This is a genomic window from Ignavibacteria bacterium, assembly GCA_025612375.1.
GTDB lineage: Bacteria > Bacteroidota > Ignavibacteria > Ignavibacteriales > SURF-24 > JAAXKN01.
On sequence record JAAXKN010000009.1, the window covers coordinates 50,485 to 67,220 of the forward strand.

General features: G+C 44.8%; 15 protein-coding genes. 5 read left to right on the forward strand and 10 right to left on the reverse strand.

The window, feature by feature from the left end; genetic code table 11:
• Positions 1-71 precede the first annotated feature (71 nt).
• The gene (locus HF312_08310; GenBank protein MCU7520207.1) at positions 72-1,820 is read right to left on the reverse strand and encodes a thioredoxin fold domain-containing protein; all 1,749 of its coding nucleotides are present in this window, start codon (positions 1,818-1,820) and stop codon (positions 72-74) included.
• Between the two features lie 146 nt (positions 1,821-1,966).
• Positions 1,967-3,604, reverse strand: a complete 1,638-nt coding sequence (locus HF312_08315) for an NAD+ synthase (protein ID MCU7520208.1) — start codon at positions 3,602-3,604, stop codon at positions 1,967-1,969.
• Positions 3,605-3,794: 190 nt separating this feature from the next.
• On the opposite strand from HF312_08315, the gene HF312_08320 reads away from it, so the two are divergent.
• From HF312_08320 to HF312_08340, 5 genes are all read left to right on the forward strand, one after another.
• The gene (locus tag HF312_08320; GenBank protein MCU7520209.1) at positions 3,795-4,550 is read left to right on the forward strand and encodes a TSUP family transporter; all 756 of its coding nucleotides are present in this window, start codon (positions 3,795-3,797) and stop codon (positions 4,548-4,550) included.
• A gap of 67 nt (positions 4,551-4,617) precedes the next feature.
• Entirely contained in the window at positions 4,618-7,584 is a 2,967-nt protein-coding gene (locus HF312_08325; protein ID MCU7520210.1) for a hypothetical protein, read from the forward strand.
• 13 nt (positions 7,585-7,597) lie between these two features.
• Positions 7,598-8,419, forward strand: a complete 822-nt coding sequence (locus HF312_08330) for a prolyl oligopeptidase family serine peptidase (protein MCU7520211.1) — start codon at positions 7,598-7,600, stop codon at positions 8,417-8,419.
• A gap of 80 nt (positions 8,420-8,499) precedes the next feature.
• Complete coding sequence (locus HF312_08335; protein ID MCU7520212.1) at positions 8,500-8,967, forward strand: PspC domain-containing protein; 468 nt, start codon at positions 8,500-8,502, stop codon at positions 8,965-8,967.
• 15 nt (positions 8,968-8,982) lie between these two features.
• Positions 8,983-9,882 (forward strand): hypothetical protein, encoded by a 900-nt coding sequence (locus HF312_08340; GenBank protein ID MCU7520213.1) that lies wholly within the window; start codon positions 8,983-8,985, stop codon positions 9,880-9,882.
• 33 nt (positions 9,883-9,915) lie between these two features.
• On the opposite strand, the gene HF312_08345 is transcribed toward HF312_08340, so the two are convergent.
• The 8 genes from HF312_08345 to HF312_08380 form a co-directional block, all read right to left on the reverse strand.
• Positions 9,916-10,302, reverse strand: coding sequence for an MGMT family protein (locus tag HF312_08345; protein MCU7520214.1), 387 nt, complete (start codon positions 10,300-10,302; stop codon positions 9,916-9,918).
• Between the two features lie 58 nt (positions 10,303-10,360).
• Positions 10,361-10,774: a YjbQ family protein gene (locus tag HF312_08350; protein MCU7520215.1), complete on the reverse strand. Its 414-nt coding sequence runs from the start codon at positions 10,772-10,774 to the stop codon at positions 10,361-10,363.
• 15 nt (positions 10,775-10,789) lie between these two features.
• Positions 10,790-12,043: a hypothetical protein gene (locus HF312_08355; GenBank protein ID MCU7520216.1), complete on the reverse strand. Its 1,254-nt coding sequence runs from the start codon at positions 12,041-12,043 to the stop codon at positions 10,790-10,792.
• A 188-nt stretch (positions 12,044-12,231) separates the two neighbouring features.
• Positions 12,232-13,342 (reverse strand): peptide chain release factor 2 gene (locus HF312_08360; GenBank protein MCU7520217.1). Its coding sequence is split into 2 segments (ribosomal slippage): positions 12,232-13,272 and positions 13,274-13,342, totalling 1,110 coding nucleotides; the frame shifts between segments, so codons are not numbered across the junction.
• Positions 13,343-13,456: 114 nt separating this feature from the next.
• Entirely contained in the window at positions 13,457-13,768 is a 312-nt protein-coding gene (locus HF312_08365) for a hypothetical protein (GenBank protein MCU7520218.1), read from the reverse strand.
• 1 nt (position 13,769) lies between these two features.
• Complete coding sequence (locus HF312_08370) at positions 13,770-15,140, reverse strand: DUF1446 domain-containing protein (protein MCU7520219.1); 1,371 nt, start codon at positions 15,138-15,140, stop codon at positions 13,770-13,772.
• Between the two features lie 49 nt (positions 15,141-15,189).
• Positions 15,190-16,110 carry a tRNA (adenosine(37)-N6)-dimethylallyltransferase MiaA gene (gene miaA, locus HF312_08375; protein MCU7520220.1) on the reverse strand — a complete coding sequence of 307 codons (921 nt, stop codon included), beginning with the start codon at positions 16,108-16,110 and terminating at the stop codon, positions 15,190-15,192.
• Positions 16,095-16,733 carry a protein-L-isoaspartate(D-aspartate) O-methyltransferase gene (locus HF312_08380; GenBank protein ID MCU7520221.1) on the reverse strand — a complete coding sequence of 213 codons (639 nt, stop codon included), beginning with the start codon at positions 16,731-16,733 and terminating at the stop codon, positions 16,095-16,097. The genes miaA and HF312_08380 overlap by 16 nt, the downstream gene beginning before the upstream one ends.
• Positions 16,734-16,736 lie beyond the last annotated feature (3 nt).

Consider the following 16,736-nt stretch of genomic DNA (forward strand, 5'->3'; position numbering starts at 1 on the left):
ATTTGTACCAAATATCTTATTTAATGTTTGAAACACCAGTAATGCGCTAAAAAGTTTCGTTTTCAAGCAAATTAGTCGACATTACTTATGATTTTATAGAACTCATCGGCATTGACGAATCCTGTAATTCTCTGGACTTCCTCCCCTTTTGAATTGATTATCAGGACGGTTGGCATACCGACAATTTTGAATTTATTTCTGATATTCGCAGTCTGTTCAGAGAGCGATTTAGTCATATCAACTTTGTAGGTATGGAACCTTCTGGATTCATCAATCACCCTGGCGTTGGAGAAGGTCATTCCGTCCAATTCCTTGCAAGGGATGCACCAGTCCGCAAAAAAGTCAATGATCACGGGTTTGCCCGTCTTAAGGGATGTGGTGTAGGCTTCCTCAGAGTAGTACTTCCAATCCGGAGTACTTTTCTTTTCAGGGAGCAACATATAAACTGCCGCGGCAATAATCAAGACAGAAAACGCAGTCTTAAAATATTTCATCCATTTTACGCTTCCGGCCGTGCGGTCGAATACAAGGAGGTAGATTGCGGCACCGATCATATAGACCGGAAGGACGTATTTGCCGAATGATTTCGGGAGAATGGGCTCCAGGAAGTAGAGCGCCATTCCAAGCAGTATAAATCCGAAGATATGCTTAACTGCTTCCATCCACATACCTGCTCTAGGGAGGCTTTTAATTTTGCCTGAGAAGAGTGCCAGTATGAGGTATGGGAATCCCAGCCCAAGGGCCAGGAAGAAGAACATCATAAAGCCGTAGTAAGGGTCACCCTTTGTTCCTACGAATGTTACAAGCCCCAGGACGAAAGGCCCGATGCAGGGGGCAGCAACAATACCCATTGTGAGTCCCATGAAAAAGGCTCCGAAGTATCCCCCTTTGGCTCCTCCTGCCTTAGCAACGAGCGTATCCGGGAGCTTAAACTCGTATACACCGAACATGCTTAAGGAAAGTGCAAATAGAACCAGGGCTACAGCAATAACAACAATGGGGTTCTGCATCAGTGTCCCAAATACCGCGCCGCTTAAGGCTGTTACAACGCCGATAACAGAATATGTCAGGGCCATTCCAAGGACATATAGAACTCCAAGCGAAAAGAGTTTGCCTGTACTTCCCTCGCTCTGGCCTCCAAAATATCCAATAGTAATGGGGACCAGGGGGTAGACGCACGGTGTAAGGTTAAGTGCAAGTCCGCCTAAAAATACGATTATAAGGCTCAGGAACAGTCCGCTTGAGGCAAGTTTGTCCGAGAGCGAGCCTTGCTGCTGAGTGACACTTCCCTGCTGAATGGAAGCAGGCTTTTCATTGCCCTGTTCCGAAGGCGGATTAGCCTGTGCAACGGGGGCTGAAGCGGTGTCTGAAGTCTTAGCCTGAAGGCTGCCTGCAGTGACGTTTAATGTAACATTGCTTTCAGCAGCTGAGGGCGGCAGGCACGTATTGTTATTGCACGACTGGTAATTAAGCACGAGTTTAACCGGGTATTTCCCAGGTTTTGCATCAGCCGGGACCTGTAGTTCAGCGTTTATAGTAACTTCCCCTTCATATACGCTTACCGGAGTTTCAGAAAACTCAAATTTTATATTTTTTGCCGCGGGATAACGGACCGAAGTAAGCTGAAGCCTGGCCGGGTTTTTAGCCTTATCGAGCGTAAGGGCTGTAGGGATAAGGTAATCCTCATTAGGCTTATTTGAGTTAATATGCCATGAGCTTTCAATTGAAACCCTGGCCGTAAGTTTAACTTTTGAGCCCGCTGCAGCTTCAGTTTGTGAAAGTCTGGCATTAAGCTTAATATGGCTTTCTTCCCCGCCCATCTGAGCCCGTGAGGAAGAAAAAGTAAACAGTAAAGAGAGCAAGACGGTCAGCAGAAAACTGAGCTTCAGGGCACTTTTTCTGCCTGAAAATTTGGGGAGTAAATTAACGTTTAATTTCTCCTTTCCGGTTGAACTGTTCAGGGTCATTATCTTCTCCATTTTTGGACTATTGGGAATCTTCTGCCGTAGCCAAAAGCTTTTGTAGAAACTCTAAGGGCAGGGGCAGCCTGTTTTCTCTTAAATTCATTGAAATCCACCAGGTTAAGGACTCTTTTGACAGTATCCGGGTGCCCAATCTCTTTAACAATCTGATTGAGCTCTTTGTTCTCCTCGAGATACATTTTCAGTATCTTATCCAGCAGGTCATATGGAGGCAGTGAATCCTGGTCTGTCTGGTTATGCCTTAATTCAGCCGAAGGGGCCTTATTTATTATTTCATAAGGGATTACTTCTCCTTCGCGGTTAATATAGTTTGCCATTCTATAGACGTCGGTCTTATATACGTCGGCAATAACCCCAAGTGCGCCGCACATATCTCCGTACAAAGTTGCATAGCCTACTGCAACTTCGGATTTATTGCCTGTTGTTAAGAGGAGGCTGCCGAATTTGTTAGACATGGCCATCAGGTACATTCCTCTTATTCTGGGCTGTATGTTTTCTTCCGTCACATCCTCCGGAAGCCCCTTAAAGTGGGGTTCCAGGACCTCTTTCACCTTTTCGAAGACCGGCTGAATTGAAAGCACATCGGATGAGATGCCCAGGATATCTATTAGTTTCTCAGAATCCTTAAGGCTTCCCAGGCTTGAATATTCAGAAGGCATCATAACCACGTGCACATTTTCTTTTCCCATGGCTCTTACGGCAATATAGGCAACGAGTGCCGAATCAATTCCGCCGCTAAGGCCTACCAGAATCTTCTTAAAGCCTGTTTTCATGCAGTATTCACGAACGCCGAATATGAGGGCATTTAAGACCTCCTCTTCATAGCTCCCTTCGGCCTGAGCTACAGGGGTGTAGTCTTCCTTTGTATCAAAAATAAAATAGTCTTCCCGGAACGCTTTACCCAGGCGGACGAGCTCCCCTTTTTTATTAAAGCACATGCTGGCGCCGTCAAATATTAAATCCGTCTGTGCCCCTGCGCAGCAGACATAGGCGAGGGGTATACTATCCCCTTTGGATACTGTTGAGAGCATTTTCCGTCTTTGTTCTCTTTTGCCGTAGGCATAAGGGGAAGCAGAAATATTAAGCAGGATTGTAGCCCCCATTTTTACAAGTGTATTAACCGGGTCTGTGGGGTATCTTCTTTTTTTCCAGAAATCCATGTCGTTCCAGATGTCTTCGCATATAGAAAGACCTAGTTTTTCTCCCTTAAATTCGTGCACCTGGCAGAGTTTTGCGGGTTCAAAATACCTGACTTCATCGAAGACGTCATAATTCGGGATAAGGCTTTTATCCTGTACGGCCTGAATTTTGCCGTTATAGCATAAAATTGCCGAATTATATACCCCTGTTCCAACGTTTTCTTCTTCCTCAGTTATTGAACCGAAAAGGAGTGCCGTATCTCCTGTCTGAGAGGCAATATACTGTGCAGTTGCTTCAACTTTACGCCTGAATTCCTCTTTTTCCACAAAGTCCAAGGGCGGATAGCCGCAAAGCGAGAGTTCAGGGCAGATAACAAGGTCGCAATTATCGCGGATACCCTGCTCATAGCCATGGAGTATCTTATCTTTATTCCCTTCAATGTCCCCGATTACCGAATTTATCTGGCAAAGCGCAATTTTCATAATTTCCTGCTTTTTTCTAACAAAAATAAAAAAGATATGAGCTTTTAACAACACTTACTCTGATTAGTATCACATTGTTTTATGAATAAAGTAAGGGCAGGCTCGTCCATAGTGCTGTATAAATCCCAAGCTTTCGTTATATTTGGCGCTGGATTAATGGTTTTAGCTAAACTTTGGAAAAATGAAATAAATGCATTCAGTCTGGATATATCCATTACTTTTTCTTACGGGTACCGTGGCAGGCTTAATTGACGCAATTGCAGGCGGCGGAGGCTTAATAACACTTTCTGTTCTTCTGGGCGTTGGTTTCCCGCCTCACATTGCGCTTGGGACGAACAAGTTCCAGGCATGTTTCGGAAGTTTTACGGCTTCATATTATTACATGCAAAAAGGCGGTGTTTCACTCAAGAGTGCCATGCCGGGCATCATATTTACCTTAATTGGTTCTGCCCTGGGAACCTGGACAGTACAGCAGGTAAATAGCGACATACTAAAAGATATCATCCCATTTCTTCTTGCCGCAATTATTGTCTACTCGCTTCTAAGCCCGAAGCTGGGAGAAACGGACAAGCATCCGCGCATGGGAAGATATTCTTTCTATATTGCTTTCGGCCTTATGCTTGGGTTTTACGACGGTTTCTTCGGCCCCGGGGTAGGTTCTTTCTGGGCAATATCATTTGTAATAATGCTGGGTTTTAATCTTACCAAAGCTACAGGCTATACGAAGGTTATGAACTTCACGAGCAACATTGTTTCATTTATCATTTTTATTGCCGGAGGGTTTGTAATGTTTGCGGCCGGGCTTGCAATGGCCGCCGGACAGATACTCGGCAGCAAGATAGGCGCAGGACTGGTAATAAAGCGCGGCACGAAATTCATCCGTCCGATATTTATTACCATGGTAGTTTTAACGACCTTAAAGCTGATATACAGCAGGTTTTTCTGAAACTTTGACTAAAGACGGTTAATTAATTATTTTAAGCCAATATTGAAAAAATCAATTTGAGGGGCAAGTGGTAAAAAAGCTGTTACTCTTATTTCCAGTTATAATTGCGGTCTTATCAGGATGTCTGAAGAAAGAAATTACACTCATGGATGAACTGGCAATCCAGGTGAAAGACACTTCGCGGGCTTTTTCATATACAAATAAAAAGTTCGGGCAGTATTACGGCGAGACGAACGCTTACTTTAAGGACGGCTGGCAGGGCTGGACGTTAAAGGAACAGAGGATATTTAACGACTACGCATTTGAGCAGGACGGGCAGGCTTTAGCGCGCACGACTTCGACGGCTACGGTTTACCCTCATGAACTCTTAAGAGAATATGCCGATGGGACAGGCGAAAGATTTTTCTTTGCCGACAGCCTGGACCTGATTATTCTTGAACTTAATTCCAAGGGCAGAAGCGACATTACATTCCGCCTGGACGGGCTGTTGGGTAATGACGATTTTGTTCTTGAGAACAACGTTGTAAAGCATGACTTAAGCCAGGCAATTCCGGGAAGTTTTCTTTTTATTACTTCGGACAAAAAGATTGCAAGCGCAGGGAAAGAAAACGGCACTTTCCGCCTCAAGATACCGGGTGAAAAATCGGCCAAAATTTACCTCTGTGTTTCAGACAAAACTCCAGACTTTAAGTCAATAATGGAAAGTGGTGAAAGCCTGATTGAAAAGAAGGAAAAAAGAATTGAAAACCTCCTTTCTTCAAGCTACGTCAAGACAAACAATAAGGAGTTTGACAAGGCCATGATGTGGGCCAAGATCTCGCTGGATGCTCTGATTACAGAGCAGGATACAAAAGGGATCTTTGCCGGACTTCCCTGGTTTAACAACTACTGGGGGCGCGATACGTTCATATCGCTTCCGGGAGCAACTTTTGTAACCGGCAATTATAAAGATGCCCGCGACATACTTCTCTCGTTTGCAAAGTACCAGGATAAAAATCCTGCAAGCCCAAACTACGGCAGAATTCCGAACAGGATCACATTAAAGGAAACCATATATAACACAGCCGACGGAACGCCCTGGTTTGTAATACAGTCCTACAACTATTTCCTGAGCTCAAACGACACATCGTTTCTTGGCAGCATATACCCTGCTGTAAAGCTGGCCTTTGAGGCTTCAGTAAAAAACGATACAGACGACAAAGGCTTCCTGATGCACAGGGATGCAGAGACGTGGATGGATGCCGTGGGCCCCGAAGGCCCGTGGTCGCCAAGAGGAAACCGTGCCAATGACATTCAGGCACTCTGGTATAAAGAGCTTACATACACGGCCGAGATGGCGCTGGTGATGAAAGATTCTTTGCTTGCGCGCAAGGCAGTGGCTTTGTCGGAAAAGTTAAGCACTAATTTCAGGAAGTATTTTGTAAATGAGGAAAAAGGGATTGTTTATGACAGGCTTACCTCTGAGGGGAAGGCAGACAGCACTTTGCGCCCTAATTTATTCTTTGCATTAAATGAGCCTGCATTCTTCCCCGATGCCCTTACAAGGCTTAAGATACTGAGATCTGCCGTAGGAAACCTTGTCTATCCTTACGGGGTCCTTTCGCTTTCACAGAGGGATCCTAATTTCCATCCTTATCACCAGTATCCGCCATACTACGTAAAAGATGCAGCCTACCATAACGGAATAATATGGCAGTGGAATACCGGAGCGGTAGTGCAGACGCTCTGCGGCTTCGGGAAGCAGGATATGGCATGGAGCCTTACAAAAGAGCTTACTAATGAGATATTAAACAGAGGCGCTGCCGGCAGTCTTGCCGAACTTATGGACGCCTTGCCAAGGGAAGGTGAAAAAGACCCGCGCCTAAGCGGAACATTCAGCCAGGCCTGGAGCCTTGCCGAATATATAAGAAACTTCTACCAGGATTATCTTGGTGTTAAGACGGATGCCCCGCATAAGGCTTTATATCTTTTACCCACGATGCCAAATGAACTGACAAACGTTGAATTTGACCAGAAGGTTGGAGATGACGTTCTTAGAATTAAGTATGCTTTTAATGACGAGTATTACAGGGTTTATATTGATGCCTCAAGGATTAAGGACAGCCTGGACGTCGGAATAGGGCTTTTCAACCGTGCAGAGGCAAACTTCCAGATGAAGACTTCAATTAAAAAGAACGACAAGATGATCTTTGAAGTCCCCTCTCATTCAAATAACCTGAATGACCTCCTGGCAGTAAGAAACGACAAGAGGATACACGTATCTTCGCAGATATACAATGAGCCGCCTGCAAATGCAGAACTGTATAACAGCATTAAGTTTGCTGTTCCCCATCTTGATAAGAGCCTTAAGGCTCTTCAGGGACCGGGATACAATCTTCTTAGCAACGGTGAAGTTAAGAAAGACAACCCTGCAGCACGTGTTATAATTGACAAGTCTTCTGCCGAGAAGGATGAAAAATATTCATACCCCACCAACCCAAATTTCAGGGACGGCATACTGGATATTACAAGGTTCAGTCTTAAGGAAGATGAGAGTAACTATTACTTTACGCTTACATACAGGAATCTGTCAAACCCAGGCTGGCACAATGAGTACGGCTATCAGCTGACATTTACAAGTATATGCATTCAGAATGAGGACATAAAAGAAAAAAGCCGCAGCGTGAACCTGAATTCTGGCTATACTCTGCCTGAGGAAAGAGCCTTTTCGAGGCAGGTGAACGTCGGGGGAGGTTTTGAGATAAAAGACTCACAGGGCAAAATCCTTGCTGCATATCTCCCGCTTCAGGAAGACATAAAAAACCCTCTTGGAAGCGTGGAGAAAAAGACAGTTAAGTTTGCAGTTCCTAAGGGGCTTCTGGGCAGGATAACGCCCACTTCAAAAATCACTGTACTTACAGGAGCACAGGATGACCACGGCGGGGCAGGCATAGGTGAGTTCAGAAATGTAAGCCCCAAAGTATCCGAGTGGGAAGGCGGAGGAAAGAAATCTCCTGCCGAGAGTAACGTGTTTGATTATCTACTGATAAATTAAGGTATAAATAAAAATGAAAAAAATATTGTTAATACTCCTGCTTATTTCATTAAAGCAGGCCTGCGGACAGAGTCTTTTAGTAAAGGATTCTAAAAATATTCCGCACGCGGACTCCTCGCTTGTATTTGTGCCCGAAGGCTACAACGAAACAAAGAGCTATCCCCTGCTCGTTATGCTGCACGGCTGGAGCGGGAACTACAAGCACTGGAATGAATTATCGGGCGGCCTCCAGAAATACGCAGACAAGTACCAGTTTATAATTGTATGCCCCGACGGGTTTTATGATTCGTGGTATTTGGACAGCCCGATAAACCCCAAAAGCCAGTTTGAGACCTTCTTTATTAAAGAATTCCTGCCCGAAGTAGAAAGCAGGTACCGTGTTGACAAGGCAAACATATTTATTACTGGCCTCAGCATGGGCGGCCACGGTGCAATGATGATGCTTTTGAAGCACCCTGATATTTTCAGGAGCGCAGGCAGCACAAGCGGAATTCTGGATATAACTGAGTTTCCCGACCGCTGGAGCATGTTAAACGCGCTTGGAAAGTATAGTGAATATCCTGAGAACTGGGAAAAGAATACGGATATTCTGCTCCTTGAGAATATAAAGGGTCTGAACAAGGAGATCATATTTGACTGCGGTACAGAGGACTTCGCATATAACGTCAATAAAAGGTTTAATGAAAAGTGCATAAGCTTAAAAATTAAGGCTACCTTCATCTCGCAGCCCGGAAACCACAACAGGCAGTACTGGAATAAATCGATTGAGAACCATTTCAGGTTCTTTAAGGCGCTTGAAGAAAGCACTCCGGTTCAAGGTGCAGAAAAACGGTAAAAAATATGTATCTGCAATAGAACTTTTGCGCACAAAGGACAGTCTAAACTGGTAGAAACAACCTAAAAAGGAGAAAGGTTATGCGTGAAAGATTATATCGCTCTCAAAAAGACAAGATGATAGCCGGCGTTTGCGGCGGACTTGCGGAATATTTTGACGTGGATCCGGTAATCATCAGAATAGCTTTTGTTGCCGCTACAATACTGTCGGGCATGGGTTTAATAGTATATATACTGCTTTGGATCATTGTTCCCTACAAGGAATCAGTTGCTGCAGCTGCGGCAGGCTCAGGATCTGCTGCTTATGCCGCCCCGGCCGGAAGTGAAACTGCTTCTGAAGGGGCTCAAGGCACAAGCGAAGCTGAAGCTCCCTATACATCATACAGGGAGAGAAGAAGGAACAGACCGATCCTCGGATACATACTTGTAGGGCTGGGTCTATTGTTTTTTGCTGATCGTTTTTTCCCTTATTTTGAATTTCACGATTTCTGGCCTCTTATACTGGTTGCAATAGGAATTGGATTATTACTCAGATCTTCAAAAAAATAAGCCTGGAGAACTACAATGCGTACAAATCATTTATTCTGGGGTATTCTCTTTATAACGCTGGGCATTCTTGTACTGATGAATAACTTTATGTCCCTGAGTTTCAACTGGGATATGATGTGGAATCTGTGGCCGCTTTTACTGGTGCTAGCCGGCGTTTATTTTATTTTCAGGGAAGGCAGGTTCAGGTGGATCATTGTTCTGGTTATAGCTTTTCTGCTGGGGGTTGTAATTTTTGCCGGGGTCAAGAGTTTTTCATTGTTCTTTGACGGTGATTTCGAGGATTTCAACGTAAGCGCGCAGGAATTTACGCTTCCCTATGAAAGCAGCATCAAGAAAGCAAAGCTGAACCTGGAGGCTGCAGCAGGAAATTTCAACCTGGACGGGACAACCGACAGCCTTGTATATGCAAAGACCAAAGGTGAGTTCAGTGACTATTCACTTAATAATGAAACAAGTGACAGTTCGGCAGATATAACCTTTGAGATGAATAACAAGCATCAGAGGATAGTTCATGGCCTGGGCAAAAACCGCATGGAGATAAAGCTTAATTCGAATCCCGTCTGGGATATGGATCTGAATGTAGGTGCAGCTTCAGTAAACCTGGATCTGGTGCCATTTAAGGCTGAGAACATATATCTTAAAAGCGGGGCTTCCTCACTCAAGCTCAAGCTTGGCGACAAGAATCCAATGACGAAGGTGAAATTTGAGTCGGGCGTATCGCGTCTTGAGATAATGATTCCAAAGACGAGCGGCTGTGAAATTAATTCCGACACGGAGTTCTCGAAGAAAGAGTTCAGTGAATTTGTAAAGATAGATGACAATGTTTACCGCACGCCAGATTTTGCACAGAGCGGGAAGAAGATTTACCTGGAAATTGCAGCCGGAGTATCCTCGGTAAAGGTTGAAAGGTATTAAAAAGTAAAGAAACGGGAATAAAAGAAATCTAAATTAAAAGTTAGATTTCTTTTTTTTTCCGGATGGTTTCTTCTCCGGCTTCCAGAAATATTTTTCCATAACGACACACCCCTCGCTATCGAACTCAACGCCCTCACTTTTAAGAAGGTCTTCCATTATATCCGGGCTTCCGAAGTGCACTTTCCCTGTAAGGGCTCCGTATCGGTTTACGACCCTGTGGCAAGGAAGACCTGAATCCTTTGCGCCGTTCAAGGCCCAGCCCACGGTGCGGGCAGAAGCCTTAGTGCCGCAGAATTCAGCTATTGCGCCGTAAGTGGTAACTTTCCCATAGGGTATTTGGGCTACAATCTCGTAGACGCGGTCGAAGAAGTCCTTATTATTTCCCCGGGTATCTTTTGTTGTTTTGGAACCTTTTGCCATATCAATTCCCTTTTTGTGGAATTATGCCGGGAAATGGTTCCCGGCAAATCTCCAAAGGTTATTCACCCATGACTTTAATGATGAGGCGTTTGCGGCGCTGGCCGTCGAATTCCGCATAATAGACCTGCTGCCAGGGACCGAAGTCGAGTTTCCCGTCTGTAACAGGAATTATGACCTCGTGGTGCACCAGGAGGCTTTTAAGGTGAGAATCCCCATTGTCCTCACCCGTATGGTGATGGCGGTAATTGGGGTTAAACGGGGCCAGTTTCTCGAGCCATTCGTCTATATCCTGAATGAGGCCTGACTCAGCGTCGTTAACGTAAACTCCTGCTGTTATATGCATTGCAGAGACCAGTATCATGCCATCCTTAATGCCGCTTTTATGGAGCACTTCTTCCACATTTCGCGTGATATTTATGTACTCGCGGTGCTTTTTAGTATTAAACCAGAGATATTCTGTAAATGTTTTCATGAATCCTATCCGTTTTTAGAGTAATATACCGACATTAAATCCGACAAATAGTTTATATCCTTTTAGAAAGTAATCAACTTTTGAGGACTTGTCAAAGGAAAATCCCAGGTCGTACATAATACGGCTCTCAGCAGAGGAGACATAATCCAGACCGAAGAATGCATTCATAATTGTTGCATTGAAACTGTTCTCCGGCATTGAAAGCTCAATAGTTTTCAGAGCTTCACCGTAATTAGCAATAGAATAATGGTATTCTGTAACACAAGAGAAACTGCTCCTTGTAAAACTGCTGTAGCCGTAACCGATTCCAACGTAGGGGCACACGCCCACTGTAGTCTTAAGATAATATCGGGCTGAGAGGAGGAAGTCTGAATTCCTGACCTCAAGGCTGGTTTTTCCAATAGTTTGTGGGAGTTCCAATTCCTTATATTTCACGCTGCCGGAAGAATATGAAAAGTTAATTCTGAGATAATCCAACAGTCTATAGCCTACGGAGAATGAATAATCGAATCCCACTTCTTTTTTTATTCTTGTCGGGATGTGCAAAAGTACCTTTTTCAGATATATTGGGTCATTTAGAAAATATGTCATATCATATTGGCTATAAGATGGATAGTAAAGGAGACCTCCTCCAAAAGTAATGCTGAAGTTATAGTCGCTTATTTCCTTCTGGTCCCAGTCTTTTTTCTCCTTTTCAATTGTCATGAATTTTTCTTTAGCCCTGAGGCGGAAGGATTTGACTGAGTCCTTAAATGACACAGCGAAGAATGGATTGCCGCTGGTGATATTTTCAACATACTGACAGAGCTCAAGCGATCTATTAAATTTCCTGCGGCTAAAGCATTCCTGAGCCTCTTTGAAATCCCTGTCGAGCGAGATTTTGATGCCTGAGATATAACTGTTCTTAAAAAAGCGGGCGATATAGAAATAAGTTATTGCCTCATCCTGTCTGCCCTTATTGGCCGAAGATTCGAATTTATCAAAAGCTCTTGAGGCCAGCATGCCTGCATAGGCTTCCGTATAGTGGCTCTTATTACTCCTGGCCTGTCCGATAAGAATGTCCTTACTATCCAGGTTCGGGATCTCCTTTACGGATGAGATTATTCCCTGGTAGGAAGCGGCCTTAGATGCGTTTGCATTTTTAAGAACTTCCTGAAGCTTAATAAAATTGCATTCAAGGAGCAATGAATCGGGATTATTACTTTCCTTCTGGGCAAAGGAGACAGTTGCAAAAAGGAATAAGAAAAGGATTAAGAGGCGTGAAACCATAATAAAGAGCTCCCCTGTTTTCGTTTTGAAATAGAAAAGAATATGAACGAGTCTGTAAAAACACGGATAAAAAAATAGGGAAATATTAAACTAAAATCGAGGCGGGCAGGCTGAAAAGTCATATTAAAATAAAAATACCCCGGAGGCTAAATATCTCCGGGGTAGAAGTTAAAGGAATTTCAAATTCATCAAACTTTATTATTCTGTGAGAACATGAGGAGGTAAGCTTTGATGAATTTATTCAGGTCGCCATCCATAACCCCCTGCACGTCTGAGGTCTCGACGTTTGTCCTGTGGTCCTTTACCATATTGTAGGGGTGAAAGACGTAGGAGCGGATCTGGCTTCCCCATTCGATCTTCATTTTGCCTTTTTCAATTTCATCGAGTTCGGCAATCTGTTTTTCCCTTTCGATCTGGTAGAGTCTGGACTTGAGGAGCTTCATTGCGTTATTCCTGTTCTGAAGCTGGCTGCGTTCGGTCTGGCATGCAGCCACGACACCGCTCGGGATATGAGTTATTCTTACGGCCGTTTCCACTTTGTTGACGTTCTGGCCGCCTTTACCGCCGGAGCGGTAAGTATCTACTCTTAAGTCTGCCGGGTTGATCTCAATTTCAATTGAGTCATCTACTTCAGGTATTACGAATACGGAAGCAAATGAAGTATGCCGTCTTTTATTTGCGTCAAAAGGAGAAATCCTTACCAGGCGGTGGACCCCGTTTTCAGCCTTAAGGTATCCGTAGGCAAATTCACCAGTAACCTCGATTGTAGCGCTTTTAATGCCGGCGCCGTCGCCTTCAAGCACATCGAGAACAGCCATCTTAAAGCCGTTCTGCTCGCCGTAGCGAAGGTACATTCTCATGAGCATTTCAGCCCAGTCCTGTGCCTCGGTGCCGCCGGCTCCGGAGTGGATGGTAAGTATACAGTTTTTATCGTCATCTTTACCGCTAAGCATGTTCTTAAACTCAAGGTTCTCGAGTGTATCCCTGAGCGAATCGAGCTCGGTTTGAATGTCCTCTAAAAATGAATCGTCATTTTCGGAGCGGGCAAGCTCAATGATGTCGTGTATATTTTCGCTTCTTTTCCTGACGTCCTCGTACAAATCTACCCATTCCTGCAGTGACTTGATCTGCTGGAGGACTTTTTGTGCCTCTGTCTGGTCGTTCCAGAACGAAGGGTCTTCTGTTTTAAGCTTAAGCCCCCTTATTTTTTCTTCCCTGGCATCTAAGTCAAAGATAGCTCCGCAGATTATTGATTCTCGACTGGTAATCCGATAACTTTCTTACTTCTTCATCGTACATTAAAAATCCCTGTTTAATTGTTAACTGAAATATATTAAAAATGCCCCGTCCGCTAAAGACAGGGCTAAAGAAAAACTTCCGGAATTGCAGACTATAAAGATCTTAAAAAAGACGTTAAATATCCAATTCCATTCTTAAAAGTGCCGCAGCCAGAGTTTTGCCCTGGGCGTCGTGTTTTAATGAAACGGTTCCACCGCCTCCTAAAGTTTCATGGAGCAGAAAATTTAAGGCTCTGAGGTTAGGAAGTTCAAAGCGTTCCACTTTCCCCTGGCAGATTCCCTTAAAATGCTCTTTAACTTTTTCTGCCGTTAGGTATTTCTGCAGGATTTCAAAGCCTTTATCGTCATAGGCTATAACTCCAATATTAGCAGCATCTCCTTTGTCGCCGCTGCGGCCGTGAGCGATGTCGCGCAGTTTAATTTTCATGTCAGTTCATCTCCATTATTTTAACTTCAGGGGTAACAAGATCCTTCGGGATTAAGGCCGGCCAGTATGCAACCACTTCAGAAGGCTTCGGACGTCCGCCGGCAAAGCCTGTTACGGCAGGAGGGCCGGTAAGGATTAAAGGTGCTATTTCCTTGCCGAATCTTTCAATCGAATAGTAGTCGTCTCCCCTCACGGCAACGCGGAGCATTACTTCATTTATATCGTCTTCAGGCAGTTTTTTGGATAACGGGCCGTGGCAGGCGTTAAAGCCCACGTATTCCGTTCTTATTTCATCAAATTTAAGCCCCAGGTTCTGAAGCCTTTCTCTAAGTATTCTGTCTGCCGCCTCTGCTTTTTTCAGGGCGTCGGGCCAGGAATAGGTAAGGCTTCCAACGGCCGAAAACCCTGCAGTATAGGAGCAGGAGACCTTATAGAACTCTGTTCCAGGTTTTCCTTTTACGTCAAAGACTCTGACCCTGTTAGCCCCCAGGTCCTCCAGATGAATGGAAGTAAAGTCGGCAATGCAATCGGGAGTAATGTATGATGCGGGGTCGCCTATTTCATAAACCAACTGTTCGGCGACGGTTTCAAATGATACCCTGCCTCCAAGCGACTCATGCTTGGTGATAATAAAGCTTCCATCGGGGTATGCCTCTGCAATCGGGAAGCCGATATCGGCCATATTTTCAATCGTCTGCCAGTCGCCCAGGAAGTTTCCGCCCGAGGCCTGAGCGCCGCACTCCAGGATATGGCCTGCCACGGTGCCCGAGGCCAGGAGGTCATAGTCTTGTTTCCCCCATCCGAATTCATAGATCATTGGAGCTAGTGTAAGCCCGGTATCCGTTGTGCGGCCTGTAATTACGATGTCAGCGCCTTTAGAAAGCGCCTCAACGATCGGGAAAGCCCCGAAATAGACGTTTGCCGATAAGATCTTATCCAGGTAGCGCCCGATGGATTCCCCAGTTTCCATATTGTCCAGGTGCGTGCCGGTATGCACGAAGCCATCAAGTCTGGGCTTTATATTGTCGCCTAAGACAATGCCCACCTTAAGGCCGTTTATTTCAAGAGCCTTTGCGACCTCAAAAACGGCCTCGGCGCAGGCCATGGGGTTTACACCGCCGCCGTTAGTAATAATCTTAATTCCTTTTTCCCTGCAGACCGGAAGGATTCTGCTCATAAGTTCGGGAATATCCTTTGCGTAGCCAAGTTTCGGGTTTTTATTCTTCTGTTTCTGGAGAATTGACATTGTTACCTCGGCCAAGTAATCCATTACGAGATAATCCACCTGTCCTTTTGTCACCTGGTTAAAAGGGGCCTCAATTAAATCGCCCCAGAACCCCTGTCCTGATGCAATCCTGATCTTTTCTTTCATTGTGGCTCTTTATATTGTTGATGGGATAAAACAATATATTAAAAATTCCTTATTGAAAGAATCTTAAAATCTTTTCAGGTATGCTCAAGAGGTCATCTAATGAATGGATATCGAACCAGTTTATTTGGGTATTGCGTCTGAACCATGTCATCTGGCGCTTGGCGTAGCGCCTGGTATTTCTTTTAATGAGTTCAACGGCCCTTTCCAGAGAAATTTCGCCAGAAAGATGCAGTATAATTTCCTTATATCCCACGGTATTAAGTGAATTGAGGTCCTTTGAATAGCCCATCTGAAGGATACTTTTAACCTCATCAACAAGTCCGGACTCAATCATCTCATCCACCCTCTTTTCAATATTCCTGTAGAGGACGTCACGCTGCCAGTTAAGTCCAAACTGCAGAAACTGAAAGTCGAGGTTTCTTTCATATTCCTCGTGGTGTTCCAGAATGGAGCGTCCTGTAAGGTGGAATACCTCAAGGGCCCGCATGACGCGTTTATAGTTCTGCGGGAGCATAGTTGAGGCTGCCTTAGGGTCTACTATTTTAAGTTCTTCGTAGAGGTGCTCGCGGCCTAAAGTCTCAAGTTTTGTTTTGATCTCCAGGCGGAGTTCCTCGTCTGTTGCGGCAGTTGTAGAGATTCCTTCAACGAGTGCTTTTATATAGAGGCCCGAGCCGCCGGCAACAACAGGGATTTTACCTTCCTTGTGAAGCCGCCGGATTATCTCCAAAGAGTCTTCCTCGAACCTGGAGACGTTAAAATCCTCATCGGGCGTAAGTGTTCCGATAAAGTGATGTTTTACTTTATTCAGCTCATCCACAGAGGGTTTTGCCGTTCCAATGTCCAGAAACCTATAGACCTGGCGGCTGTCGGCAGAGATTACTTCCGAGGAAAGCTCTTTAGCCAGGGATATGGCCGTCAGGGTTTTACCAGAGGCTGTTGGCCCAAGAATGACTACTACTTTTCGTTCCAACCTTCTCTTCCGATGAGGGGTACAAATGCAAACTTGGGGACGTCTTCGGTTTCGAAGGTATCCTCGCCTGTTTTTGTAATAATTTTAAGTGTCTGAGACTTCTTATCGCCGACGGGTATAACGAGTTTGCCCCCTATTTCCAGCTGTTTTTTCAGGTTAACCGGGACCACGGGGCTTCCGGCAGTTACAATAATTCCTTCATACGGGGCAAATTCGGACCATCCGATTGTACCGTCGCCGATGCGGCAGACGGCGCGGACGCCTAGTTTATCGAAAAGTTTCTGTGTCCTGAGGGATATTTCAGCATTGCGTTCAATAGTATAGACCCTCATCCCCATTTTATAAAGAATTGCCGCCTGATAGCCCGAGCCGGTGCCGATTTCGAGGACTTTACTGCCAGGCTTAAGCCTGAGTGCCTGGGACATAAAGGCAACGGTATAGGGCTGTGAAATTGTCTGGCCATAACCTATCGGAAGAGCAACATCTTTATATGCATGAGAGATCATAATCTCAGGGACGAAAAGGTGTCTTTCCACTTCTGAAAGAGCTTTTAACACCGCCTTATCAGTTATTCCGTTATTTTCTAGTTTTCGAACTAAATCTTCTCTTTCGCTTTCGTACATTTT

What these genes read in the sequence shown, in the direction of transcription:
- HF312_08330 (MCU7520211.1), top strand. Translation starts at nt 7,598, where the DNA reads ATGAAAAAAATATTGTTAATACTCCTGCTTATTTCATTAAAGCAGGCC.
- HF312_08365 (MCU7520218.1), bottom strand. Translation starts at nt 13,768, where the DNA reads ATGAAAATTAAACTGCGCGACATCGCTCACGGCCGCAGCGGCGACAAA.
- HF312_08355 (MCU7520216.1), bottom strand. Translation starts at nt 12,043, where the DNA reads ATGGTTTCACGCCTCTTAATCCTTTTCTTATTCCTTTTTGCAACTGTC.
- HF312_08370 (MCU7520219.1), bottom strand. Translation starts at nt 15,140, where the DNA reads ATGAAAGAAAAGATCAGGATTGCATCAGGACAGGGGTTCTGGGGCGAT.
- HF312_08345 (MCU7520214.1), bottom strand. Translation starts at nt 10,302, where the DNA reads ATGGCAAAAGGTTCCAAAACAACAAAAGATACCCGGGGAAATAATAAG.
- HF312_08350 (MCU7520215.1), bottom strand. Translation starts at nt 10,774, where the DNA reads ATGAAAACATTTACAGAATATCTCTGGTTTAATACTAAAAAGCACCGC.
- HF312_08310 (MCU7520207.1), bottom strand. Translation starts at nt 1,820, where the DNA reads ATGGGCGGGGAAGAAAGCCATATTAAGCTTAATGCCAGACTTTCACAA.
- HF312_08335 (MCU7520212.1), top strand. Translation starts at nt 8,500, where the DNA reads ATGCGTGAAAGATTATATCGCTCTCAAAAAGACAAGATGATAGCCGGC.
- HF312_08315 (MCU7520208.1), bottom strand. Translation starts at nt 3,604, where the DNA reads ATGAAAATTGCGCTTTGCCAGATAAATTCGGTAATCGGGGACATTGAA.
- HF312_08380 (MCU7520221.1), bottom strand. Translation starts at nt 16,733, where the DNA reads ATGTACGAAAGCGAAAGAGAAGATTTAGTTCGAAAACTAGAAAATAAC.
- HF312_08340 (MCU7520213.1), top strand. Translation starts at nt 8,983, where the DNA reads ATGCGTACAAATCATTTATTCTGGGGTATTCTCTTTATAACGCTGGGC.
- HF312_08320 (MCU7520209.1), top strand. Translation starts at nt 3,795, where the DNA reads ATGCATTCAGTCTGGATATATCCATTACTTTTTCTTACGGGTACCGTG.